This window comes from Archangium gephyra (assembly GCF_042230915.1).
GTDB classification, from domain to species: Bacteria; Myxococcota; Myxococcia; order Myxococcales; family Myxococcaceae; genus Archangium; species Archangium gephyra_B.
This window is the reverse complement of sequence record NZ_CP102578.1, coordinates 10,801,351-10,821,874: the sequence shown is the minus strand read 5'-3', so window position 1 is coordinate 10,821,874 and position 20,524 is coordinate 10,801,351. Positions and strand designations below refer to the sequence as shown.

Below are 20,524 nucleotides of genomic sequence, written 5' to 3'. Positions count from 1 at the left end.
CTTCGGTGTGGGGGCCTGGGAGCCCGGGGGAGATGCGCCCCGGGCAGGCCCCGCCGCACCGGGAGTGTCACTCCGCCCAGGTGAGCACTTCCACCATGCGCACGAAGAGCCGGTCGTTGCTGACGGCGGCCACCACGAAGCCCGCCGACTCGCCCGGGCCACCCCGGCCCATGGAGCGCCAGCTCGAGATGTAGAGCCGCTGGCCGGTGCCCGAGACCTGCTTGAGGTACGCCACCGCCCCATCCACCTCCGCCGCGGTCGGCGTGCCCGAGTACGTGCGCTGCTGCAGCCGGGTGCGCAGCTCGGCCTCGGTGACGGGCTGGAAGAAGTACGGGTTGTCGTAACCGCTGCCGAAGGCCCACCCGTACGTCTCCGTCAGCGTCACCTGATTGGCCTCGCCGTCGCCCTCGGCGATGGAGCCCTCCTGGATGCGCGAGCTGCTGGCGAGCGGTCCACTCGCGCCGTACAGCTGGGCCGGCGTGCCCGACACCCCGTCCATGCTCAGCGGGTTTCCGTAGTCCGCCGCGTCGTTCAGCTCGTGGAAGGCGTTGAGGTACTGCTTCGCGTCAGCCGCCACGCCGGTGAGGAAGGTGGCATTGCCCACCTTGGTGGCCAGGTGGGCATGCTCCGCGGCGTCCACCCAGTAGTCCCAGGCGAAGGCGTCGAGCGCATTCACCATCTCCGTGCGGGTGACCGTCGTGCCACTGGCGCTGGTGCTGGCGCGGGCGGCCGTCATCCTCGAGTCGAAGAGGGCAATGTTCGCGGCGCTGTCCGCCAGGGCGGCCGGCGCGGCCAGCAGCGCCAGTGCGCCGAGGAGGGACTTGAGAGAGGAGCTGGGCTTCATGGGGGGATGCCTCGCGAAGAAGGCCGGGGGGCGGCCGGTGGGGGGACTTCGTCGAGGCTCCTACTATCCTCCGTGAAGTCAGGTCCAGCGGAAAAATCCTGTTTGCCTGTTCTTCACGGAGTCGTGACCTGGGGGCTCAGACGGCCCGGCGCAGGGCGTCCAGGAGCGCGTCCAGGTCGGCGTCGGTGGTGAGCGGGTTGATGACGGTGGTGCGCAGCCACACGCGGCCGCCGAGCGTCGTCTGCACCAGGTAGAAGTCCCCGCTCGTGACGAGCGACTCGCGCAGGCGCACCTGGAGCGCGTCCAGCTCCGAGGCGGGGAGGCCCCGCGGCGTGTGGCGGAAGCAGACGATGTTGCAGTCGGGAGGGACGGCCAGCTCGAAGTCGCCGGAGCCCTGGAGGCGCTCGGCGAAGCGGCGGGACAGGTCGAAGGTGTCGGTGACGCAGTCGGCGAAGAGCTTCGTGCCCAGGGTGCTCAGGCAGGTGTACAGCTTGAGGGCCATCATCTCCTTGGTGCACTCGAGGGTGCGCAGCGCCACGTCGCTCCAGCGCCGCGTGTCCTGGCCGGTGAAGAGGTAGGAGGCCTCCTGGGCGAAGGCCTCGAAGGAGCGGTGGCCCTCGCGGAAGAGCACGGCGGTGATGAGCGCCGGCATCATCATCAGCTTGTGCGCGTCCCACACCACCGAGTCGGCGCGTTCAATCCCCTTCACCTGGCCGCGGTAGCGGGGGCTGAGCGCGGCCGAGGCGCCATGGGCCCCATCCACGTGGAACCAGAGGCCGTGCTTCGCGCAGAAGTCGGCCACGGCCTCGAGCGGATCGAACGCGCCGGTGGCGGTGGAGCCAGCGCTGGCCACCACGGCGATGGGACGGCGGCCCGCCCGCTTCGCCGCGGCGAGCGTCTCCTCCAGGGCCTCGGGACGCAGCCGGTAGCGCGCATCCACGGGGACGGGGGTGACGCCCTCGGCGCCCCAGCCCATCATCCGCACGGAGCGGGCGACACAGTAGTGCGTGGACTCGGGGACGAGCACCGTGAGGGGAGGCCCGGCGGTGGGGCCGCCGTTCCACGCGTCGTAGCCCGCCTTGGCCTGGCGCGCGGCGAGCAGGGCGGTGAGGTTGCCAGCGGAGCCGCCCGAGGTGAGCACTCCGCCGGAGCCCTCGGGCAGGCCGAGCACCCCGGCCATCCAGCGCACCACGTTGTGCTCCATGGCGGTGGAGACGGGCCCCATCTCGTAGACGGCCATGCCGTTGTTGAGGAGCGAGGAGACGAGATCGCACAGGGCGGCCAGGGGCAGGGGCGCGGACACCTGGTGGCCCACGTAGCGCGGGTGGTGCAGGTGATGCGAGCCGTCGATGACGCGCGCGAGGAGGGCGGAGGCGTCGCCGCGAGGCTCCTCGGGGAAGTCCGCGGGGAAGCGCTCGACGTGGGTGGCGGGCGGGGCCCAGGGCAGGACGGGGCCCTCGCGGCGGGTAGTACGGGCGAGGTGGTCGGCGAGCTGGTCCACCAGCTGGTGCCCGAGGCGGCGGAAGTGCTCGGGGTCGTAGGCAGCGGCGAGGTGCGGACGGTGGGGAGCCATGAACGGGTGCATGCCGCCCGCCTACCCCGGCGTCAATCACATCCGGTGGGGAGCGGACAGGGGGACGGATGTCCTGCTTGCACGCTCCTCGTGGTCCGTTATTTCAATGGCTACCCCCAAGGGAGGCGCGCCTCTCGCGCCCTCATAGGAGACCGCCATGGCGTCCCGCATCACCATCACGTTCTGCAATGCTTGAGGCTACAGGCCTCGGGCCGCCCGTGCGGCGGCCGCACTGAAGAAGGAGCTGAACCTGGACGCGGAGCTGCAGGTGGGCCCCTCCGGCAGCTTCATCGTGGAAGTGGATGGCACACCCGTGGTGAAGAAGGAGTCTTTCGCCTTCCCCACCGAGCAGCAGATCGTCGAGGCGGTCTCCAAGGTGGTGGGCGGGCCCCCTCCAGCGGGCTGATGGGCTCCGGGCAGGCGGCCGGGGGCTCGACACCCGGCGCCGTGCTCCACCGTGGCCGGGCCTCACCTTGAGCGAGTGGAGGTGAGGCCATGGGTGTGCAGTGGTTGGAGTCCCCCTTCGAGCGGCGGTCCATCCAGCACGCGATGAAGGTGCGCGACCAGGACGGGAAGGTGCTGGGGCGGGTGGCATGCATCGGGCAGACGGTGCTGTTCGTGCGCCAGCGCTTCTCCCGCGAGGTCTGGGCGGTGCCCCTGACGCGGGTGGAGCGGGTGACGGGCAAGGGCGTGTACGTGGCGGGACGGGAGCACGAGGTGCTGGAGCCCGAGGCGGGCCGGCTGCGCACGGAGATCGTCACGGCCATCCACCCGTTGGCGGAGCCCCCGTCCACGAGGCTGGAAGGAGCGCGGCAGGCGCACGCATGAGGATGATGCGCCCGGTGGCGTTTCGTGCTTGAAGGAGCGGCCATGTCCTCCATCGAGAATCTGTCGCAGCGGGTGTCCGCGGCCTTCGCGGACAGGGCGAAGCTGAAGGAAGCGGAGTACGTCGCGGCGGTGCGCGAGACGCTGGCGCTGCTGGATGCCGGAGACGTGCGGGTGGCGGAGAAGGGGCCCGGGGGCTGGACGGTGAATGCCTGGGTGAAGGAGGCCATCCTCCTGTTCTTCGGCATCTCGGAGATGAAGGTGATGGAGGTGGGGCCCTTCGAGTTCTTCGACAAGATTCCGTTGAAGAAGGGGCTGGAGGCGGCGGGCGTGCGGGTGGTGCCGCCGGGCGTGGTGCGCTACGGGGCCTTCGTGGAGCGCGGCGCGGTGGTGATGCCCGGCTACGTGAACATCGGGGCGAGGGTGGGGGCGGGGACGATGGTGGACACGTGGGCCACGGTGGGCAGCTGCGCGCAGGTGGGCCGCGACGTGCACCTGTCGGGCGGCGTGGGACTGGGCGGGGTGCTCGAGCCGCCCACGGCCTCGCCGGTCATCATCGAGGACAGGGCCTTCATCGGCAGCCGCTGCATCGTGGTGGAGGGCGTGGTGGTGGAGGAGGAGGCGGTGCTCGGGGCCAACGTGGTGCTGACGGCGTCCACGCCCATCATCGACGTCACCGGCCCGGAGGAGAAGGTCTACAAGGGCCGGGTGCCGGCGCGCAGCGTGGTGATTCCGGGCATGAAGGAGAAGCAGTTCCCGGCCGGGCGCTACATGACGCCGTGCGCGCTCATCATCGGGCAGCGCAAGGAGAGCACCGACAAGAAGACGAGCCTCAACGCGGCGCTGCGCGACTTCGCCGTGCCGGTGTAGACACCGCGCATGGACCCATTCACCTGGCGTTCGGAGAGCGGCGAGCCCGCACCGTCGCGGCTCTCTCCCGTCGATGATCGCCTCACCGCGGACGCCGCCCTGAAGCGGGTCCGGCGCGGCGAGCACCTGCTGTACACCGGAGACTTCCACAACGCGAAGCAGCTGCTGGGCGCCATGGGCCGCCGCTTGCCGCCGCCTCGTGCGGTGGGCTCGCCCCTGGAGGCCTTCCGGGCCGAGCGCCGCGCGCGTCAGCTGGAGCACGAGACGCTCTCGCGCATCGTGGTGGCGCTCGACCGCTCCTACCTGCTGGAGCTGAAGCGGGCGCCCGACGTCTCCGAGGCCTGCCGCCAGGTCTGGGGCGAGCCCGATGCCGACAGGACCATCGTCTCCCTGAAGACGCTGCTCGGCATGCTCGGCGCCGCAGAGTGGCGGCGCAAGGGCCTGGAGGTGCCGGGGCTCCAGGGCAAGCTCCATCCCCATTACGGCGTCTACCTGCCCACGCGCACCGATTACGTCGAGCTGCTCAACTCCGTCTCGGAGGTGCGCGGCAAGAAGGTGTTCGACGTGGGAACGGGAACCGGCGTGCTCTCGTTCCTGCTGCTTCAGGGGGGCGCGGCCTCTGTGACGGCGACGGATATCGATTCACGCGCGGTGGCCTGTGCCCGGGAGAACGCCGAGCGGCTGGGCCTCTCCAAGCGCTTCGAGGTCATGGAAGGCGACCTCTTTCCTCCCGGCAAGGCGGACCTCATCGTGAGCAATCCGCCGTGGATTCCCGAGCCGCCGAAGAACCGAGTGGACCGCGCGGTCTTCGACGAGGACAACCGCTTCCTGAGCGGCTTCCTGGAAGGACTGGCCGCGCACCTGACTCCGGGAGGCGAGGGGCTGCTGCTGCTCTCCGACCTCGCGGTGCTGCTCGGGCTGCGGGAGGCCGGCTGGCTCGACCAGGAGCTGGCGCGGTGCGGGCTCGCCGTGAAGTGGAAGCGGTCGGCCCCGGCGCGCCATTCGAAGGCCAAGGACAAGTCGGACCCGCTTCACGCCGCGCGCTCCCGGGAGGTCACCACCCTCTACGGGCTCGTGCCGGTTTCGAGAGCCACGTCATGAGCGATCTCGCCACCCGCCTCGCGCAATCCACCCTGGCCCTGTGCCGCATTCCCAGTCCCATCGGGGAGGAGCGGGCCCTCGCCGACCACGTGGAGCGTTGGGCGCATGCGCACTTCCCGCAGCGCGAGGTGTTCCGGCTGGGGCACTCGCTGGTGCTGGGGAGCCTCCAGGACCCGAGGCCCACGGTGGCGCTGGTGGGGCACCTGGACACGGTGCCGGCGCACCCGAACGACCGGGAGCCGAGGATTGAAAGCGAGCGCGTCTTCGGCCTGGGCTCCTCGGACATGAAGGGCGGGCTGGCGGTGATGATGGCGCTGGCGGAGGATCTGCCGCGCGCCGAGCTGCCGGTGAACCTGGTGGTGGTGCTCTACGAGCGCGAGGAGGGTCCCTACCTGGAGAGCGGGCTGGGGCCGCTGTTCGACACGCGCCCGGAGCTGAAGCGGGTGAAGTTCGGCATCGCGATGGAGCCGACGGACGGGGTGGTGCAGGTGGGGTGCGTGGGGAGCCTGCACGTGACGCTGCGCTTCAAGGGCCGCAGTGCGCACTCGGCGAGGCCGTGGCAGGGGGAGAACGCCATCCACAAGGCGGGGCCGCTGCTCGCGCGGCTGCTGGAGCTGCCGAGGCGCGAGGTGATGTACGGCGAGTTTGCCTTCTACGAGGTGATGAACATCACGAAGGCCTCGGGAGGGAGGGCGCGCAACGTGATACCGGAGGCGTTCGAACTGAACCTGAACTACCGCTTCGCGCCGGGGAAGACGGTGGAGCGGGCGCAGCAGGACGTGCGAGAGCTGGTGGGGGACGCGGCGGAGGTGGAGTTCACGGACCTGGCGCCGAGCGGGCGGGTGTGTGCGGACAACCCGCTGTTCCAGCAGTTGCTGAAGCTGACGGGACTGCCGGCGGCATCGAAGCAGGCGTGGACGGACGTGGCGCGCTTCTCCGAGTTCGGGGTGGACGCGGTGAACTTCGGGCCGGGGGAGACGGCGCAGGCGCACCAGGCGAACGAGTGCGCGCCGATTCCCGCGCTGGCGGTGGCCTACGAGAAGCTGGCGACATTCCTGAAGCAGGCCCGCTGACCCAAGAAACAGCTGCCAAGAAGCAACGTGGCCCAAGGATGCCCACTGTGCCCACTTCCCCTCGCCCTCCGGGAGAGGGACGGGGTGAGGGTGCCACGGACCCCGGGTTGAACCCGTCTCGTGGAAGTGCCTCGATCTACTGGCGCTCCGCCCGGGCTTTCTCGAGCGACTGGATGGTGAAGCGGGCCGCCGAGATTTCGGCCTCCAGGCGCCTGCGGTCCGAAGCGGACTGTCCCCACTTGCCGAGCTTGGACTGGGCCGAAGCCAGGCTCGCTCGGGCCGCCTCCAGCCCGCGATCGATGTCGATGAGCTCCTCATGGCGGCGCATGTCCGGCGGCAGCGAGAGCACGTACTCGTGCCGGTGCGCGGCCCTCCAGACGCTGAAGCCAATCCCCGCGACGATGCCCACCGGAATCGCGATGATCAGGAAGATGCCGTGCCCGATGCCCGTCGACGGCTTGAAGAACCCGGCCCAGAGACACGCCAGCGTCGCGATGCCGTAGACCAGCCAGGCGGCGAGGAGGATGAACCGTGAGAGCCGCCGGACCCCAGGCGAGCCCTTGAACGACAGGAACATCGCCGCGATGGGAGCGACGACGAGGAGGAGAAAGGCCAGTTGAAAGATGTCGGAGGCAGCCATCGGAGACCTCTCGCCGGGGAACGGTGAGTATCACTTGGGAATACCCAACCCACAACGCGAGTGTGCCGTGCTACTGGTTCCGCTCCTGCTGCTGGCGGGGCTGGCGCAGAGGCCTGCTCGGAGCATGGAAAGCCGGGCAACGAATCCTCACGCCTGCTTGCCTTGCACCCCCGCGGGAGCCGCGTCACCTTCCCTTGTATGAGCTGGATGCAGGGGTTCCTACCTGACGTCCCGGGAAGCGCGGGCCCAGAGGCGACCGAGCCTCATCAGGAAGACATTCCCCCGCTCCGGGAGCCCCGGCCCGCGAAGGAGCGGCTCCCGAGACACTCCTTCCGGGTGTCCGTGGACATCCGCCGCCAGCTCGAAGGCGGAATCGAGACGTTGGAGGTGGCTCACGCGCGCTACGTCCTCCTGGAGAAGGCCCTGCTCGCGCTGGAGTGGCAACAGGAGACGTTGCGGCGGCTGGACACCCTGCGGGAACTCGTTCGCCAGGAGTCTGGAGTTGTCGAGGCGCTGGCCCGCCTCCGCCAGCGGGCCCGGGCAGAGCAATGGCCCGAGACGGAGCTGGCCCTCGGGCTTGCCCGGAAGGTGGAGCGGCTCCGGTCCAGGCTGGAAGCGCTCACGCGCAAGCATCTCGACATACCAGCGGACCGCGAGTCCCGCCTCGTGGATGACCTCGCCCGTATCGAACAGCTCCTGACCTGGACGATGGCCGCCCCGCTCTCTCCCGGGGAGCGGGTGCTGTGCCAGGGAGGCTGCCCCCAGCGGGGACCGCTCCCATGGTTCCTGGTGCCGTACATCCTCGGCGCCATGTTCGGCGTATGGGTGTGGTTGCTCTTCTTCTCGAGGGCCATCATTTTGAGGGTGGTCCTGATGGTGCTCCCCGAGTCCCTCGTTCGTGACTTGCTCGACCGGGGTCCCGCGCGGTTCTGGCTCACCGGGACGCGACTGGTCTGGCGGCCTGCCTGGTGCGCTCCCATCCACATCCCCCTCCACGCCATCCGTCCTGGAGGCATCGAGCGCCCCTTCTCCGACTCAGTGAGGGTGACTCTGGTGGATCGTCGCTATTTCCTCCTCAGACCCCTGGGGGAGGAGGACGCGAGAAGGCTCGTGGCCCTGCTGAGACTGAACTGCCCGGCCTCGCCCCCGGGCACGTGGGCGACGCCGATTGCGGCCGCTCCCGGGGGTCCTTCACAATGAGGCAGGCCGCATGAAATCCCCGGACGGAGGTGTTGTTCCGAGATGAATTCGCAGCAACTCCTCCAGGAGTCCCCCGCGTTCCGGCGCACGGTGGTGATGATGGTGCTGATCGCCATCCTGCTCTTCGACTGGCAGCCGGACTCCCGCCTGCTCAGCGCGCCAGCGCAGAGGCGCGAGGAGGACCGCCCCCTTCCCGAGGATGGGAGCGAGGTGGGCACGCCCGCGGCGAGAACGCCCCGCGCCGCGCACCTGGAGTTTCCGCCCCGGCCCCTCCCGGGCGTGCGGCAGGCGGCGAGGCGCCGTCCCGGGCGCCTCGGTTGAGCCCCGAGGCTACGGGCTCTCGGCCCGCTCGCGGATGCGCGCCAGCGCCTCGCGGACCTGTGCGAGGTTGCTCCCGTCGTAGCGCAGGGCGTTGGGATGCGAGAAGCCCTCGTTCCAGCGCTGCGCGGGGAGGATGACGAGGCCGCGCGGGCGCCATTGCAGCCAGCGCTCCACGTAGGGCGGCCAGTCGTCCACCAGCACCTTCCCGTAGACGAGCCCCTTGTCCATGGTGATGGTGACGGGCGTGCCGGGCAGGTGCTCCTGGCACCACTCGAGCTTCTCCGTCCACGCGCTGGGGGCCGCCACCGGGCCCTTGGTGAGCACGTGCACCTCGAAGCCCTGTGCCTGGAGCTCGCCGAGCACGTCGAAGCCGAGCTTCAGCTTCGGCAGGTGCCGCCACCAGCCGCTCTGGCGCCGGATGAGCGAGCGGCGCTCGCGCACCCAGGGGTTCTCGTGCTCGTCGTCCGGGAACACCGCCGGGTCCCCCGGGCTGCGCAGCTTCTCCATGTCCCGGGACATGGTGCCCTCGTAGTCGCACAGCGTCCCGTCCATGTCGACGAGCGCCACCAGCTCGGACTTTTGCATGGGGCGGAAGACTACCCCTACCGCGAGGGCGCGGGGGCCTTCCGCTGCCTCGCCAGCAGCGCGAGGAACACGCCACACAACAGTGCCGAGCCCGCGCCCACCAGCCGCGCCGTCAGCGTCTCGCCGAGCAGCAGCACGCCACCGATGGCCGCCACCACCGGTACCGCGAGCTGCACCACCGCCGCCCGCATCGCCGTCAGGTGCGGCAGCGCCGCGTACCACAGGCTGTAGCCCACCCCCGATGCCAGCGCCCCCGACGCCACCGCGAGCCCCACGCCTTCCACGGTGGCTCGCGGTGCCCCGAGGGCCAGCGGCGCCAGCAGCGAGAGCCCCAGTGTCATCGGCACGCCGCGCAGGAAGTTGTCCGCCGTCGCCGCCAGCGGATCCGCGTTGCCTCGCCCTCGCAGCGAGTACACGCCCCACGCCACTCCCGCTCCCGCCATCAACGTGGCCCCGAGCGGGTCCGGCGCCGTCGCTCCCGGCAGGCGCAGCACGATGAGCCCTCCGAGCGCCATCGCCAGCCCCAGCCACTCGAGCACCCGCGGACGCTCGCCCCGGAAGAGGCCCACCCCCAGCATCGTCGCCTGCACGCAGCCGAAGAGGATGAGCGCCCCGACTCCCGCCGGGATTCGCACGTACGCCAGCGAGAAGCCCGCCGCGTAGGCGAAGAGTGCGAGCGCCGAGCCCCAGGAGCCTTTTCGTGTTCCGGCTTTGCTTCGCCGCAGCCGCAGCAGGAGCCAGAGGACTCCGGCTCCCGAGGCGAGACGGATGCTCGTGAAGCTCGCCGCGTCGATGCGCCAGGCTCCGTTCTCCAGGGCCGCGCGGCACAGCAGCGAGTTGGCCGCGAAACCGAGCAGCGCCAGGACCGTGAGGACTCCGGTCTTCCACATGGGACGATGACCCTCACCCTGGCCCTCTCCCAAAGGGAGAGGGGATTGACGCGGGGGTAACCCGGGAAGCTCGGCACCCTCACCCCGTCCCTCTCCCGGTGGGCGAGGGGTGTTTATCGCCATAGACCCACCGAAATGCCGAAGTCCGAGTAGCGCCTCGAGACGTCGAACGAGGCCGTCAGCGCCCAGTCGTCCAGGTACCGGAACAGGAAGAGCTCGAAGCCTCCTGTCACGTGCGCCCTCGGCAGGTGGTCCGTGAAGGGTGACGGCTCGATGAACGCTCCCAGCCTCGTGCGAAGACGTCCCGGCCAGGTCTCGTGCTCCACTCCCACCCGGGGTTGGAGCATGCCCGACACGCCCACCTTCTCCGGCGCCGTGAGCGCCGTGAAGGAGCGCACCGGCACCGCGTTCTCCACCCGCGAGATGAAGTCCGCCTGCGCGCTGATGAGCCACCGGCCCGCGGGCCCCTCCGCTGATTCCTCCGCCGGTACCTCGGAGAAGTGGTCTCCCTCCAGCATCTGCCGGCGCGCCGCGGGCGAGAGCTGGTTGTAGCGCTCGGAGCCTTCACCCAACCGCCAGCTTGCTCCCAGCGACATCACCGCTGGCGACACCACCGCCGAGTACAGCTGCCGCCCCGCCAGGAAGGGCACCTGTCCCTCCCCCCGCCTCCACGCGCCCACCACCTCCGGTCTCACCGACACCCCTACCCGGTAGGCGCGTCCGTGCGGCCGGTACAGCATGTCCAGCGCCAGCCCCGTGTCCCCGTACCGCCAGTCGCCCTCCGGCTTGTGGCTGAAGACCGCCTGCGCGCTGTAGATGCCGAAGCCGAGGATGAAGTCGTCCCGCCCCAGCGCCACCGCGCCCGCCAGCGATGACTGCACCAGGGACACGCGGATGCGGTCGCTCGGGTCGCAGTGCACCGTGTTGCAGTAGGCCACCTGGTAGTTGCGCAGCGAGAAGCCCAGGCCGAAGTTGCGGTACTGCATCATCACCGCGCCCTGCAGCTGCAACGTCTCCGGCGCGTCGTCGGCCAGGCCGTCGTTGTCCAGGTCCTTGCCCTTCACCTTGGCCAACGGCAGGTTCATCCAGGACAGGGTCACGCCCACGTCCCAGTCCCGGTCCAGCCTCGGCGAGCGGTGCGCCAGCGCCGCCTGGTTGTGCGTGAAGCCCGCCACGCCCTCGGCGATGCCCACGTAGGCCCCGCCCAGCCCCACCACCCGCGACGAGCCCATCAGCACGCCCGAGTTGAGGTACAGCCGCTCCGGCCGGGTGGCCTCGGGCACCTCGTCCTGGGCCCAGGCCACCGGCGCCGCCAGCAGCACCCCTGCCGCAATGAGTGCTGCTCGCATCAGCCCTGCTTCACCACCTGGGCGAACAGCGTGTCCGCCTCGGCCGCCAGCTTCGTGTCACGCCACGTCAGCCCGCCCGCGTCGTGCGTCACCAGCGCCAGCGTCACCTTGCGCCAGCGGATGTCGATGTCCGGGTGGTGGTCCGCCGCCTCGGCCGCCTTCGCCACCCGGCTCACGAACTCGATGCCCGCGAGGAAGCTCGGCGCCTCGTACGTGCGGCGCAGCATCCCTCCCTCGTGCTTCCACTCGGGGTGCTCGGTGAGGAACTGCTTCAGCGCCTCGGGGGTCAACTGCGTGCGGTCGTAGGCCATCGGGGGCTTCCTCTATCGCGAACCGGGGGCCGCTGTCTCAGGCGCGTTCCACCGCGCGCCGCCACTTGGTCAGGTAGCGCTCACGCACCTCGGGCTTCATCTTCGGCTTGAAGACCTTGCCCACCTTCCAGGCGCGGCGGATGGCGTCCGTGCTGCTCCACACGCCCGCTCCCAGGCCCGCCAGGAAGGCCGCCCCCAGGCTCGTCGTCTGCAAGTTCTGCGGCCGCACCACCTCCGTGCCCAGCATGTCCGCCTGGAACTGCATCATCAGGTTGTTGGCCGATGCCCCTCCGTCCACCTTGAAGGACGGAATCTCCCGCCCGCTGTCGCGCCGCATGGCCTCGGCCAGGTCGTGAATCTGCATCGCCACGCCCTCGAGCGCCGCGCGCGCCAGGTGCGCCACCGTGGTGGAGCGGTCGATGCCCGCGAAGAGGCCGCGCGCCTCCGGACGCCAGTGCGGCGCCCCCAGGCCCGCCAGCGCCGGGACGAACACCACGTCCCCGCTCTCCTTCACGCTCGCCGCCAGCGGCTCTACGTCCCCCGCCTTCTTGATGACCTTCAGCCCATCCCGCAGCCACTGCACCGCCGCCCCGGCGATGAAGGAGCTGCCCTCCAGCGCGTACGCCGTCTTGCCATTGATTCTCCACGCCACCGTGGTGAGCAGCCCCGCCTTCGAGTACACCGGCGTCTCGCCCGTGTTCATCAGCAGGAAGGCCCCGGTGCCGTAGGTGCACTTGGACTCGCCCGGGGCGAAGCACGCCTGCCCGAAGAGCGCCGCCTGCTGGTCTCCCGCCATGCCGCTGATGGGGATGCCGTCCGGCAGGCTCTTCATGCCCCGGGTGGTGCCGTAGCTCTCCGCCGAGCCGCGAATCTCCGGCAGGCACGCCGCCGGCACGCCGAAGAGGGTGCGCATGCCGTCGTCCCACGCCAGCCGGTTCACATCCATCAGCAGCGTGCGGCTGGCGTTTGACACGTCCGTGACGTGCGCCTGGCCCCCCGTCATCTTGTAGACGAGCCACGTGTCCACCGTGCCGAAGCACACCTCGCCCTTCTCGGCGCGCTTCCGGGCTCCCTTCAGGTGCTCCAGCATCCAGGTGAGCTTGGTGCCCGAGAAGTAGGGGTCCAGCACCAGGCCCGTCGTCTGGCGCACCCGGGCCTCCTCGCCCTGCTGGCGCAGCCGCGCGCAGTGCTCCGAGGTGCGCCGGTCCTGCCAGACAATCGCGTGGCTCAGGGGCTTGCCGCCCTCGCGCATCCACAGGCCGGACGTCTCGCGCTGGTTGGTGATGCCCACCGCGGCGATGTCCTTGCCCGCGAGCTGCGCGTCCTTCAGCGCCAGGCGGACGCACTGCTCGACGCTGGTCCAGATCTCCTCCAGGTCGTGCTCCACCCAGGAGGGCTTGGGGAAGTACTGGGTGAACTCGCGGTAGGAGCTCCCCACCACCCGGAGCTTGTCATCGAGGATGGAGACATGTGTCCCGGTGGTGCCCTGGTCCACTGCCAGCACGTACTTGGCCTTCGCCATGGATGAAGCCTCCTGAGGCTGCCTGGGTGGTGTGCGGGCGCACCATACCCGAGCCAGGGCCCTTGGCACGCGCGGCTTGGGCGCCTAGCCTGCGCGCCATGCCTTCGGTGAAGGAATTACGGGCGCTGCCCCAGGTGGATGTGAGGACCTTCCAGTCCGAGCACGGCCCGGTGGCGCTCATCCAACAGCCCCCCGCCCCCGTCTTCCAGCGGGTGGCCCAGCAGATGGGCGGGGCGCGCACGGTGTACATGGCCCACCGCTCGCGGCTGGCGGACCGGCTGATGGCGATGCTGCAGGGCTTCGAGTACCTGCAGGTCCTCTTCCTCAAGCCGAAGACGGACGGCGAGGTGTTCGCCGTGGGCCGGCTGGAGACGAGCTCGGTGGTCATCCACGACCCGTCCGTCTCCAAGTTCCACGCGCTCGTGCGCTGGAGCGCGGCCGATGGCAACTGCTACGTGCGCGACGCGGGCTCGATGAACGGCACCTTCGTCAACGCCATCGCGCTGGGAGAGCAGGAGCAGCAACTGGTCGACGGGGATGGCCTGTCCTTCGGCGACGCGCAGTTCCTCTACGTGCGCACCGATACGCTCCACGCGCACCTGGCCATGGCCGCCCCCGTCAACCGCTGAGCCCACTCCTCCCTCTCCCGCTGGGAGAGGGTCGGGGTGAGGGTCTCCGGTCAGGCGGGAAGCTGCCGGCGGGCCATGAGGCGGCGCGCGGCCATGATGGCGAGGCCGCCGAGGCTGAAGCGGCCCAGCGGCGTGAGGCCGAGGAGGAATCCGGCCGCGGGGCGCCGGGCGTAGGTGTTGCGCCGGTACCAGGGGCTGCGGGGCCGCTGGAAGAACTTCGAGAGAATCAAAGCGCCGAGTGCCTTCTTGGCGAGGGCCATGCTGTCGCTCCCATGTGAGTGCCGCCCGCGAGTTCATTCCCGCGGTGCGTGTGCGCTCTCAAGCTGGGGGTGGAGGGGGCGCGGGTCAGCCTGCGCGCGAGCCGGGGCCCGGTTGCCTGCTCGCTCCGCTGACGGCAGCTCGCTCCCTTCCGGTAGCGGGCTGTAGCGCCCGTCCCATTCTCCGCCGCACCGTCCACCAGGAGGCGTCCGGGTGCCTTCGGGGCTGTGTCCGGCCATGCGGTGGGCCGGCAGTGCCTACCTTGTCCGCGTGCCGGGGGCGGCGGTGCTCCCGGGTGAGGGAGGGAGTGGATGAAGGGCTTCATCTTCGAGGAGCTGAACGGCGGGGCGAGCTGCCGCACGTACCTCATCGTCAGCCCGCGAACGCGCCAGGCGCTCATCGTGGACCCGGTGCTGGAGCTGGTGCCCGGCTACATGCAGCGGCTGGCGAAGGACCAACTCCGGCTGGTGATGGTGGTGGACACCCATACGCACGCGGACCACCTGTCGGGAGGCCGGGAGCTGGCCCGGATGACGGGCGCGGTGCACGCGGGGGCTCCCGAGGGCTCGGTGCAGCGGACGCTGCGGGATGGCGACGTCCTGATGGTGGGCGACGTGCACCTCACCGTCTGGGGCAGCCCGGGGCACACCGCGGACGCGATGGCGCTGGTGATGGAGGACCGGGTGCTTACCGGCGACACGCTGCTCATCGGCGCCACGGGCCGGACGGACCTGCCCACGGGCGATGCCGAGGCCGAGTACCTCAGCCTCCAGCGGCTGCTGTCGCTGCCCGGGGACACGCTCGTCTTCCCCGCGCACGACTATGGCGGGAGGACGTTCAGCACCATCGGCCACGAGCGCCTCACCAACCCGCGCCTGCGGCTGGACCACGAGGCCTTCATCCGGCTGATGACGTCTCCGCGGGCCGAGAAGCCCGCGCGCCTGGAGGAGGCGCTCGCCTACAACACGCGCCCGCTGCAGGCGCGTGACGAGCCGGTCGAGCAGATGGCCGTCTTCTAGGCCACCCGGGTGCTGCGCTGGGCACGCTCGCGGGCGATGAGCTCGCGGGCCTCCTGCTCCGTGGCGACGAAGTGCATGTCGAAGGTGAGCTTGCCCGTCATGGCGTGCACGAAGGCCAGGCTCTTGGCCACCGCCTTCTGCACGAAGCCCGCTCCGATGTAGACGGAGCCCATGAACCACGTGGGGTTGATGCTCTTGGAGACGTGCTCCCGGGCTTCCGTCTCGACGGAGGTGGCGTCGGTGAGGTCCGTCACCACGAAGAAGGGGTTTTTGCTCCCCTGCTCCGCGTAGAGCTCCGACAAGGAGATGGCGTCCTGCAGGGTGGTCTCCCCGTGGATCTTCACCCAGAGGATGTCAGGCTGCTCGAAATGGGCGGTGTGCGTTCCGAACTTCCACTCGCGGTGGATGGTCATGGCTCCCCCGATGGCGGTTGCGCGCATCCTACCCGTCAGGGTGGAGAGGGCGAGCAGGACCCCTGGAAGACTCGCGTCATCTGTCGAGCAGGGAGCGTTCCTCGGCGATGAGCACGCGCGCTTCGTTCTCTGTCGAAACGAAATGCTGGGGGCGCGTCGCCTGGCCGGTCAGCGAATGGAAGAAGCTCATGCTCGTGGCCACCGCCCGCTGCATCAGCCCCGCTCCGATGTAGATGGCGCCGTGGAACCACTCCGTCTGGAAGTTCCAGGAGACGTGGTCCCGGGCCTTCAGGTCGACGGAGGTGGCCTCCGAGAGGTCCGTCACCAGGAAGAAGCGCTGCTGCCGGCCCACCTCGCGGTAGAGCTCGAGAATGGTGACGGCATCCTCGAGCGAGGTTTCTCCGCGAATCCGCATCCACAGCACGTCCGGGGGCTCGAACCAGGCCCGGTGCATCCCGAAGGTCCACTCGCGCGGCTGCGGCATGGTGCGGCTCCCCCCGACGGGCGCGATGCTGCACCTCCGGCCCTCCCTCAGCGTCCTCGCATGGGAGTGTCGCCGTAGCCCGTCAGCTCCACGTAGCCACGGCCCTGGACCGGTTGGCCAGCGTGCGTGCCCGACAAGCGCACCGAGCCTTCCCAGTAGCGCACAGTCACCGGCAGCTCCTGGTCCGCGAGCGCGGGGGTGATGTCCAGTGCCAGACCTTGCGAGGGCACCGCGAGCCGCCAGCGGGCCGGGTACTCCACGCCGCTGTGCGGGCTCTTCCAGGTGTCCGCCACCTCCAGCCGCACGTCCTCGCGCGACAGGTGCACGGGCTCGCCCTGGGCGGGGATGAGCGTGCCCGCGCTGAACGTGTCCGCCGTGCCGTCGTGCCGGCGCAGCTGGTAGTACATGAGCTCGCCGCCATCCGAGAGCTGGAGCGAGAACCAGTCCCAGCCCACCAGCTCCGGGCCGAGCGCGCTGGTGCTCCACTCGCGGTCCATCCAGCTCTGGCCCGTCACCTCGTACGCGCGGCCGTCCACCGTCACCTGCCCGCGCGTGGGCATGCGGGTGAGCGAGTAGTAATAGGACGCGTTGCCCTTCTCGGCGCCCTTCTGGCTGAGGCCCCGGTCTCCCTGGAGCACCGGCGGCTTGCCGGCCTCGAGCACCAGCGATAGCGCCACGTCCTCGCCCCGGGCGGTGAGCCGCAGGGGCAGGGCTCCGTCCCCGGTAGCCTCGGCGCTCCAGTCCTCCAGCCAGACGCGGAAGGGCTCGGTCCGCGCGCCCGCGAGGCCCAGTGCCTCGCGGCTGAAGCGCTCGGTGGCGTGGAAGCGCCCGCCGCGGAGGTCCGAGATCGCGAGGTGCCCCATGAAGAGGTGCCGCGTGCCCCACGCGGACGCGCGCTCCGTGTCCCCGGGAGCCAGCGCGCTGCGGAAGAGGGTGAACTGGTAGCCGAAGTCGCGCCCGTCCGCCGTGGAGAGGTTGCCCGTCCAGTACCACCACTCGGTTTGGAAGCCGGGGTGGGGGCCGTGGTCCTCGGGGAAGTGGAACTCCCGGGGCTCGAGGGCCCGCGTGTAGCCCTTGGCGGCACCCGCCCCGCCTCCGAGCGCTTCCGATACCTTCAGCGCCGGGGCGTTCTCCAGAGGTGGTGACGTGTCCCGGGTGACATAGGCCGCGCCCGCGGCGAGCCCCACCAGCACCACCGTCACGCCGATGACGAGTCCGCGTCCGCGCATGGCCTCACTCCTCCCTCAGCGCCAGGGCGGGGTTGGCGCGCGACATCTTCCAGGATGGGTACAGGCCCGCGAGCGCCGCCGCCGACAGGGCCAGCACCATCGCCTGGGTGAGCACGTCCCCGGAGACGAGCAGCTGCAGCGTCCACCCGAAGGAGCGCTGGTTGATGACGTGGACGAGCACGTACGCGAGCCCCACGCCGAGCGGCAGCGAGAAGAGCCCCGCGAGCAGGCCGAGCAGCCCCGTCTGGAGGGACACGAGGCCCCAGAGCTGGCGCGGCGTGAGGCCGGTGGCGCGCAGCACCGCCAGCTCGCGCGCCCGCTCCAGCTGCAGTGCCATGAGCGCGCTCAACACGCCGATGAAGGCCACGCCCACCGCGAGCAGCCGCAGCACATGGGTGATGGTGAAGGTGCGGTCGAACACCTCCAGCGACATCTGGCGCAGCGCGCGGTTGGACTGGATGCCGAGCGCCTGCACGTTCCCGGCGCGCTCGCGCACCCGGGCCACGAGCGCGTCCACGTCCTGCCCGGGCTCGGCGTAGAGGGCCACGCCACTCACGCGTGCGTCGTCGAAGTGGAGCAGGTACGTGCTCCGCTGCATCAGCACCGTGCCCATGTCCGAGCCATAGTCGAAGTACACGCCCGCCACGCGGAAGCGGCGCGGGCCCTGGTCCGTGGCCAGCTCCACCGTGCCGCCCACGCCCAGGCGGCGGTGGAAGGCGAAGGGCTCGGAGACGATGACGGCGTCCGGCGCCTCCAGCGCCTTCCACACGCGCTCGGCGTCTCCCTCCTTGAAGCGGTAGGGGCGCACCGGCGTGTTGCCGAAGTCCACCGCGCGCAAGTCCGTGGGCACGCCGTCCACGCGCACCTGCACCGTGCGCAGCGTGCTGCTGCTCGCCACGCCGGGTGTGGAGCGGATCTGCTCGGCGAGCCCCGGCGCGAAGGTGGCGCCGCCCCGCCGGGTGACGAGCGCGGGCGGGGACACATAGATGTCCGCCTCCAGCGAGGACTCCAGCCAGTCGGACACCGTGCCGCGGAAGCTCGTCACCATGAGCCCCACGCCCACCGTGGTGGCCACCGCCACCATCAGCGCCGCCAGGGCCACGGCGGTGCGGCTGAGGTTGGACGTCACGCCTCGTGCCGCCATGCGCCCGAGCAGTCCGAAGGGCCGCCCCAGGGGACCCGCCGCGAGGCCCGCCAGCTTCGCCGTCAACCAGGGCACCAGCAGCGACGCGCCGAGCAGCACCGCGAAGAGACCCCCGTAGGCCGGCAGCAGCTCGGGCGTGGGCAGGGCCAGCAGCCCCACGCCCAACGCGAGGACGGCCAGGCCCAGCAGCGCGAGCCGGGGCGCCCGGTTGCGCGACACGTCCTCCAGCATGGAGCGGCGCAGCGTCACCGCGGGGGCCGAGCGCGCGGCCTCCCACGCGGGGAGCATCGCGGCGGCCAGCGTCGCGCCCAGGCCCAGGAGCACGCCCTTCATCAGCGTGAAGGGCTCCAGCGAGAGGTTGCGCACGCTCACCACGAGGTACAGGTCGTTGAGCGTCCGGGTGACGAGTGTCATCAACCCGCGCCCCAGGACGACACCCAGCAGCAGCCCCGCCACCGTGCCCACCGCGCCCAGCACCGCCGCCTCGCCGAGCACCAGGGCGAAGAGCTCGCGCCGGGTGATGCCCACCGCGCGCAGCCGGCCGAGCTGCTCGCGCCGCTGCACCACCGAGAAGGTCATCGTGTTGTAGATGAGGAACGTCCCCACCACGAGCGCCAGCAGCGACAGCGCGGTGAGGTTGGTGCGGAACGCCCGCGTCATCTGCTCCACCGCGTTGCCGCGGGCCTGGGGCCGCACCACCTCCGCGCCCTCGGGCAGCAGCGGGCGCAGGCTCGCCAGCCGGGCCTCCCCGGCCTCGCCGCCGGGCAGCTTGAGGTCGATGCGCGAGAGCCGCCCCACCTGGCCGAGCACCTCCTGCGCGGTGGAGAGGTCGGTGAGCACCAGCCCCTCCATGGCCTGGGCACTGCCCTCGTTGGCGGGCTGGAGCAGCGCCACCACGCGGAGCTGCTTCGCCACGCCCTCCATGCCCACCACGAGCGGGTCTCCGGCCTTCACGTCCAGCGCCTGGGCCGTGCGCTGCGTGAGGAGGACGGCGCCGGGCTCGGTGAGGAGGGCGCCCAGGTCCACCCTGCCGCCGCCCCGGGGGACGAAGGAGCGGAAGGGGGCCTCGGCGAAGGGGTCCACGCCCAGCACGGTGAGGGTGCGCCGGTCACCGCTCCTCGCGCGCACGTGGCCCTCCACCACCGGGGCGGAGAGGGGCGCGCCGGGCTGGAGACGCAGGTCGCGGTACACGGACTCGGGCAGCCCCGAGGGCCCTCCGACGAGCTGGTGCGTGGCGCGGCCCGCCACCGTGTCCGTGGAGCGCTCGAAGGCGCGCATGGCGCTCGCGTTGGCGAGGTCGATGGACACCACCACCGCCACGCCCAGCGCGATGCCCAGCAGGGACAGGGCGGTGAGCCACGGGTGGCTGCCCAGGTGGCGCAGGCTGGCGCGGATGAGGAGTCGCTGTTTCACGCGCGGGCCTCCCGCTCGACGAGCCGGCCCGTCTCCAACGACAGCACCCGGTCCGCGCGTGCGACGAGGCCCGGGTCGTGGGTGACGATGAGCGCGCAGGCCTTCTCACGGCGCGTGAGGCCCTCGAGCAGGTCCAACACCTTGCGTCCCGTCTGCTCGTCGAGGTTTCCGGTGGGCTCGTCGGCGAGGAGCAGGGGCGGGGTATGGGCGAGCGCGCGGGCCACGGCCACACGCTGCTGCTCGCCGCCGGAGAGCCGGTCGGGGAAGCTCGCGGCCCGGTTGCCCAGGCCCACGGTGTCGAGCAGCTCGCGCACCCGGTTGCGGGAGCTGGGGCTGTCGCGCCCGGTGAGCTCCAGGGGCAGGAGGATGTTCTCCTCCACCGTGAGGGTGGGCAGCAGGTTGAAGGCCTGGAAGATGAAGCCGATGCGCTCGCGGCGCAGCAGGGTGCGCTCGTGCTCGCTCAGGGTGACGAGCTCGCGGCCGTCGACGCGCACCGTGCCCCGCGAGGGCAGATCGATGCCGCTGATGAGGTTGAGAAGCGTGGATTTACCCGAGCCGCTGCGGCCGAGCAGCACGACGAACTCGCCGGCGTGCAGGGTGAGGCGCACGTTGGAGAGCACCTCGCGGACGGCATCGCCCTCGGCGTAGGACTTGGAGACGTCGAGGATTTCGACAACGGGCTGGGCGGGGGGCATGCGGGAGGAGTCCCTAATGGATGCGCGAGCCCTATGCACGTTGCGTGTGAGAAACAGGTCCTCGTCAGCCCGCCTGTCCCGACGAATACCGCGAAAAGGCACGCCCCACTGCTGAGCAGGCGGGGAGGCACTCCCG

General features: G+C 70.9%; 22 protein-coding genes and 1 pseudogene. 9 read left to right on the top strand and 14 right to left on the bottom strand.

Annotated elements, in window-relative coordinates:
- Positions 1 to 67: 67 nt before the first annotated feature.
- Entirely contained in the window at positions 68 to 844 is a 777-nt protein-coding gene (locus NR798_RS42620) for a hypothetical protein (protein ID WP_375768338.1), read from the bottom strand.
- Between the two features lie 136 nt (positions 845 to 980).
- Positions 981 to 2,417 (bottom strand): pyridoxal phosphate-dependent decarboxylase family protein, encoded by a 1,437-nt coding sequence (locus tag NR798_RS42615; protein WP_375773911.1) that lies wholly within the window; start codon positions 2,415 to 2,417, stop codon positions 981 to 983.
- Between the two features lie 208 nt (positions 2,418 to 2,625).
- Here NR798_RS42615 and NR798_RS42610 point away from each other — a divergent pair.
- From NR798_RS42610 to dapE, 5 genes and pseudogenes are all read left to right on the top strand, one after another.
- Positions 2,626 to 2,823: pseudogene (locus tag NR798_RS42610) on the top strand (selenocysteine-containing); the annotation flags it as partial.
- An 89-nt stretch (positions 2,824 to 2,912) separates the two neighbouring features.
- Entirely contained in the window at positions 2,913 to 3,245 is a 333-nt protein-coding gene (locus NR798_RS42605) for a PRC-barrel domain containing protein (RefSeq protein WP_375768337.1), read from the top strand.
- A 42-nt stretch (positions 3,246 to 3,287) separates the two neighbouring features.
- Positions 3,288 to 4,112 carry a 2,3,4,5-tetrahydropyridine-2,6-dicarboxylate N-succinyltransferase gene (locus tag NR798_RS42600; protein ID WP_375768336.1) on the top strand — a complete coding sequence of 275 codons (825 nt, stop codon included), beginning with the start codon at positions 3,288 to 3,290 and terminating at the stop codon, positions 4,110 to 4,112.
- A gap of 9 nt (positions 4,113 to 4,121) precedes the next feature.
- Positions 4,122 to 5,213 carry a methyltransferase gene (locus NR798_RS42595; protein ID WP_375768335.1) on the top strand — a complete coding sequence of 364 codons (1,092 nt, stop codon included), beginning with the start codon at positions 4,122 to 4,124 and terminating at the stop codon, positions 5,211 to 5,213.
- On the top strand, positions 5,210 to 6,286 hold the full coding sequence (gene dapE, locus NR798_RS42590) for a succinyl-diaminopimelate desuccinylase (protein WP_375768334.1): 1,077 nt from the start codon (positions 5,210 to 5,212) through the stop codon (positions 6,284 to 6,286). The genes NR798_RS42595 and dapE overlap by 4 nt, the downstream gene beginning before the upstream one ends.
- Positions 6,287 to 6,422: 136 nt before the next feature.
- Here the strand turns inward: dapE and NR798_RS42585 are convergent, their stop codons facing one another.
- On the bottom strand, positions 6,423 to 6,926 hold the full coding sequence (locus tag NR798_RS42585) for a hypothetical protein (RefSeq protein WP_375768333.1): 504 nt from the start codon (positions 6,924 to 6,926) through the stop codon (positions 6,423 to 6,425).
- A 336-nt stretch (positions 6,927 to 7,262) separates the two neighbouring features.
- Between NR798_RS42585 and NR798_RS42580 the strand changes: the two genes are divergently transcribed.
- On the top strand, positions 7,263 to 8,126 hold the full coding sequence (locus NR798_RS42580) for a hypothetical protein (RefSeq protein WP_375768332.1): 864 nt from the start codon (positions 7,263 to 7,265) through the stop codon (positions 8,124 to 8,126).
- Positions 8,127 to 8,168: 42 nt separating this feature from the next.
- Entirely contained in the window at positions 8,169 to 8,447 is a 279-nt protein-coding gene (locus NR798_RS42575) for a hypothetical protein (protein ID WP_375768331.1), read from the top strand.
- A 9-nt stretch (positions 8,448 to 8,456) separates the two neighbouring features.
- On the opposite strand, the gene NR798_RS42570 is transcribed toward NR798_RS42575, so the two are convergent.
- From NR798_RS42570 to glpK, 5 genes are all read right to left on the bottom strand, one after another.
- Positions 8,457 to 9,032: a hypothetical protein gene (locus NR798_RS42570; protein ID WP_375768330.1), complete on the bottom strand. Its 576-nt coding sequence runs from the start codon at positions 9,030 to 9,032 to the stop codon at positions 8,457 to 8,459.
- Between the two features lie 17 nt (positions 9,033 to 9,049).
- Entirely contained in the window at positions 9,050 to 9,922 is an 873-nt protein-coding gene (locus tag NR798_RS42565) for a DMT family transporter (RefSeq protein ID WP_375768329.1), read from the bottom strand.
- A 113-nt stretch (positions 9,923 to 10,035) separates the two neighbouring features.
- Complete coding sequence (locus tag NR798_RS42560; protein ID WP_375768328.1) at positions 10,036 to 11,271, bottom strand: hypothetical protein; 1,236 nt, start codon at positions 11,269 to 11,271, stop codon at positions 10,036 to 10,038.
- Entirely contained in the window at positions 11,271 to 11,582 is a 312-nt protein-coding gene (locus NR798_RS42555; protein ID WP_375768327.1) for a 4a-hydroxytetrahydrobiopterin dehydratase, read from the bottom strand. Before NR798_RS42555 ends, NR798_RS42560 begins: the two co-directional genes overlap by 1 nt.
- Positions 11,583 to 11,619: 37 nt before the next feature.
- Positions 11,620 to 13,104 (bottom strand): glycerol kinase GlpK, encoded by a 1,485-nt coding sequence (gene glpK / locus NR798_RS42550; protein ID WP_375768326.1) that lies wholly within the window; start codon positions 13,102 to 13,104, stop codon positions 11,620 to 11,622.
- 98 nt (positions 13,105 to 13,202) lie between these two features.
- Between glpK and NR798_RS42545 the strand changes: the two genes are divergently transcribed.
- Positions 13,203 to 13,733, top strand: a complete 531-nt coding sequence (locus NR798_RS42545; RefSeq protein ID WP_375768325.1) for an FHA domain-containing protein — start codon at positions 13,203 to 13,205, stop codon at positions 13,731 to 13,733.
- A gap of 50 nt (positions 13,734 to 13,783) precedes the next feature.
- Here the strand turns inward: NR798_RS42545 and NR798_RS42540 are convergent, their stop codons facing one another.
- On the bottom strand, positions 13,784 to 13,993 hold the full coding sequence (locus tag NR798_RS42540; RefSeq protein WP_375768324.1) for a hypothetical protein: 210 nt from the start codon (positions 13,991 to 13,993) through the stop codon (positions 13,784 to 13,786).
- Between the two features lie 309 nt (positions 13,994 to 14,302).
- Between NR798_RS42540 and NR798_RS42535 the strand changes: the two genes are divergently transcribed.
- Complete coding sequence (locus NR798_RS42535; protein WP_375768323.1) at positions 14,303 to 15,010, top strand: MBL fold metallo-hydrolase; 708 nt, start codon at positions 14,303 to 14,305, stop codon at positions 15,008 to 15,010.
- Here the strand turns inward: NR798_RS42535 and NR798_RS42530 are convergent.
- The 5 genes from NR798_RS42530 to NR798_RS42510 form a co-directional block, all read right to left on the bottom strand.
- The gene (locus tag NR798_RS42530; RefSeq protein WP_375768322.1) at positions 15,007 to 15,423 is read right to left on the bottom strand and encodes a hypothetical protein; all 417 of its coding nucleotides are present in this window, start codon (positions 15,421 to 15,423) and stop codon (positions 15,007 to 15,009) included. The genes NR798_RS42535 and NR798_RS42530 overlap by 4 nt on opposite strands.
- 76 nt (positions 15,424 to 15,499) lie before the next feature.
- Complete coding sequence (locus tag NR798_RS42525) at positions 15,500 to 15,907, bottom strand: hypothetical protein (protein WP_375768321.1); 408 nt, start codon at positions 15,905 to 15,907, stop codon at positions 15,500 to 15,502.
- 47 nt (positions 15,908 to 15,954) lie between these two features.
- On the bottom strand, positions 15,955 to 17,136 hold the full coding sequence (locus NR798_RS42520; protein ID WP_375768320.1) for a lipocalin-like domain-containing protein: 1,182 nt from the start codon (positions 17,134 to 17,136) through the stop codon (positions 15,955 to 15,957).
- 4 nt (positions 17,137 to 17,140) lie between these two features.
- Entirely contained in the window at positions 17,141 to 19,693 is a 2,553-nt protein-coding gene (locus NR798_RS42515) for an ABC transporter permease (RefSeq protein ID WP_375768319.1), read from the bottom strand.
- Complete coding sequence (locus NR798_RS42510; RefSeq protein ID WP_375768318.1) at positions 19,690 to 20,388, bottom strand: ABC transporter ATP-binding protein; 699 nt, start codon at positions 20,386 to 20,388, stop codon at positions 19,690 to 19,692. The genes NR798_RS42515 and NR798_RS42510 overlap by 4 nt, the downstream gene beginning before the upstream one ends.
- Between the last annotated feature and the right edge of the window lie 136 nt (positions 20,389 to 20,524).

Excerpts from the sequence above, each read along its gene's own strand:
- NR798_RS42570 (WP_375768330.1), bottom strand. The coding sequence starts at position 9,032 with ATGCAAAAGTCCGAGCTGGTGGCGCTCGTCGACATGGACGGGACGCTG.
- NR798_RS42555 (WP_375768327.1), bottom strand. The coding sequence starts at position 11,582 with ATGGCCTACGACCGCACGCAGTTGACCCCCGAGGCGCTGAAGCAGTTC.
- NR798_RS42615 (WP_375773911.1), bottom strand. The coding sequence starts at position 2,417 with ATGGCTCCCCACCGTCCGCACCTCGCCGCTGCCTACGACCCCGAGCAC.
- NR798_RS42600 (WP_375768336.1), top strand. The coding sequence starts at position 3,288 with ATGTCCTCCATCGAGAATCTGTCGCAGCGGGTGTCCGCGGCCTTCGCG.
- dapE (WP_375768334.1), top strand. The coding sequence starts at position 5,210 with ATGAGCGATCTCGCCACCCGCCTCGCGCAATCCACCCTGGCCCTGTGC.
- glpK (WP_375768326.1), bottom strand. The coding sequence starts at position 13,104 with ATGGCGAAGGCCAAGTACGTGCTGGCAGTGGACCAGGGCACCACCGGG.
- NR798_RS42540 (WP_375768324.1), bottom strand. The coding sequence starts at position 13,993 with ATGGCCCTCGCCAAGAAGGCACTCGGCGCTTTGATTCTCTCGAAGTTC.
- NR798_RS42535 (WP_375768323.1), top strand. The coding sequence starts at position 14,303 with ATGAAGGGCTTCATCTTCGAGGAGCTGAACGGCGGGGCGAGCTGCCGC.
- NR798_RS42575 (WP_375768331.1), top strand. The coding sequence starts at position 8,169 with ATGAATTCGCAGCAACTCCTCCAGGAGTCCCCCGCGTTCCGGCGCACG.
- NR798_RS42530 (WP_375768322.1), bottom strand. The coding sequence starts at position 15,423 with ATGACCATCCACCGCGAGTGGAAGTTCGGAACGCACACCGCCCATTTC.
- NR798_RS42565 (WP_375768329.1), bottom strand. The coding sequence starts at position 9,922 with ATGTGGAAGACCGGAGTCCTCACGGTCCTGGCGCTGCTCGGTTTCGCG.
- NR798_RS42520 (WP_375768320.1), bottom strand. The coding sequence starts at position 17,136 with ATGCGCGGACGCGGACTCGTCATCGGCGTGACGGTGGTGCTGGTGGGG.
- NR798_RS42605 (WP_375768337.1), top strand. The coding sequence starts at position 2,913 with ATGGGTGTGCAGTGGTTGGAGTCCCCCTTCGAGCGGCGGTCCATCCAG.
- NR798_RS42585 (WP_375768333.1), bottom strand. The coding sequence starts at position 6,926 with ATGGCTGCCTCCGACATCTTTCAACTGGCCTTTCTCCTCCTCGTCGTC.
- NR798_RS42595 (WP_375768335.1), top strand. The coding sequence starts at position 4,122 with ATGGACCCATTCACCTGGCGTTCGGAGAGCGGCGAGCCCGCACCGTCG.
- NR798_RS42510 (WP_375768318.1), bottom strand. The coding sequence starts at position 20,388 with ATGCCCCCCGCCCAGCCCGTTGTCGAAATCCTCGACGTCTCCAAGTCC.
- NR798_RS42545 (WP_375768325.1), top strand. The coding sequence starts at position 13,203 with ATGCCTTCGGTGAAGGAATTACGGGCGCTGCCCCAGGTGGATGTGAGG.
- NR798_RS42525 (WP_375768321.1), bottom strand. The coding sequence starts at position 15,907 with ATGCCGCAGCCGCGCGAGTGGACCTTCGGGATGCACCGGGCCTGGTTC.
- NR798_RS42620 (WP_375768338.1), bottom strand. The coding sequence starts at position 844 with ATGAAGCCCAGCTCCTCTCTCAAGTCCCTCCTCGGCGCACTGGCGCTG.
- NR798_RS42560 (WP_375768328.1), bottom strand. The coding sequence starts at position 11,271 with ATGCGAGCAGCACTCATTGCGGCAGGGGTGCTGCTGGCGGCGCCGGTG.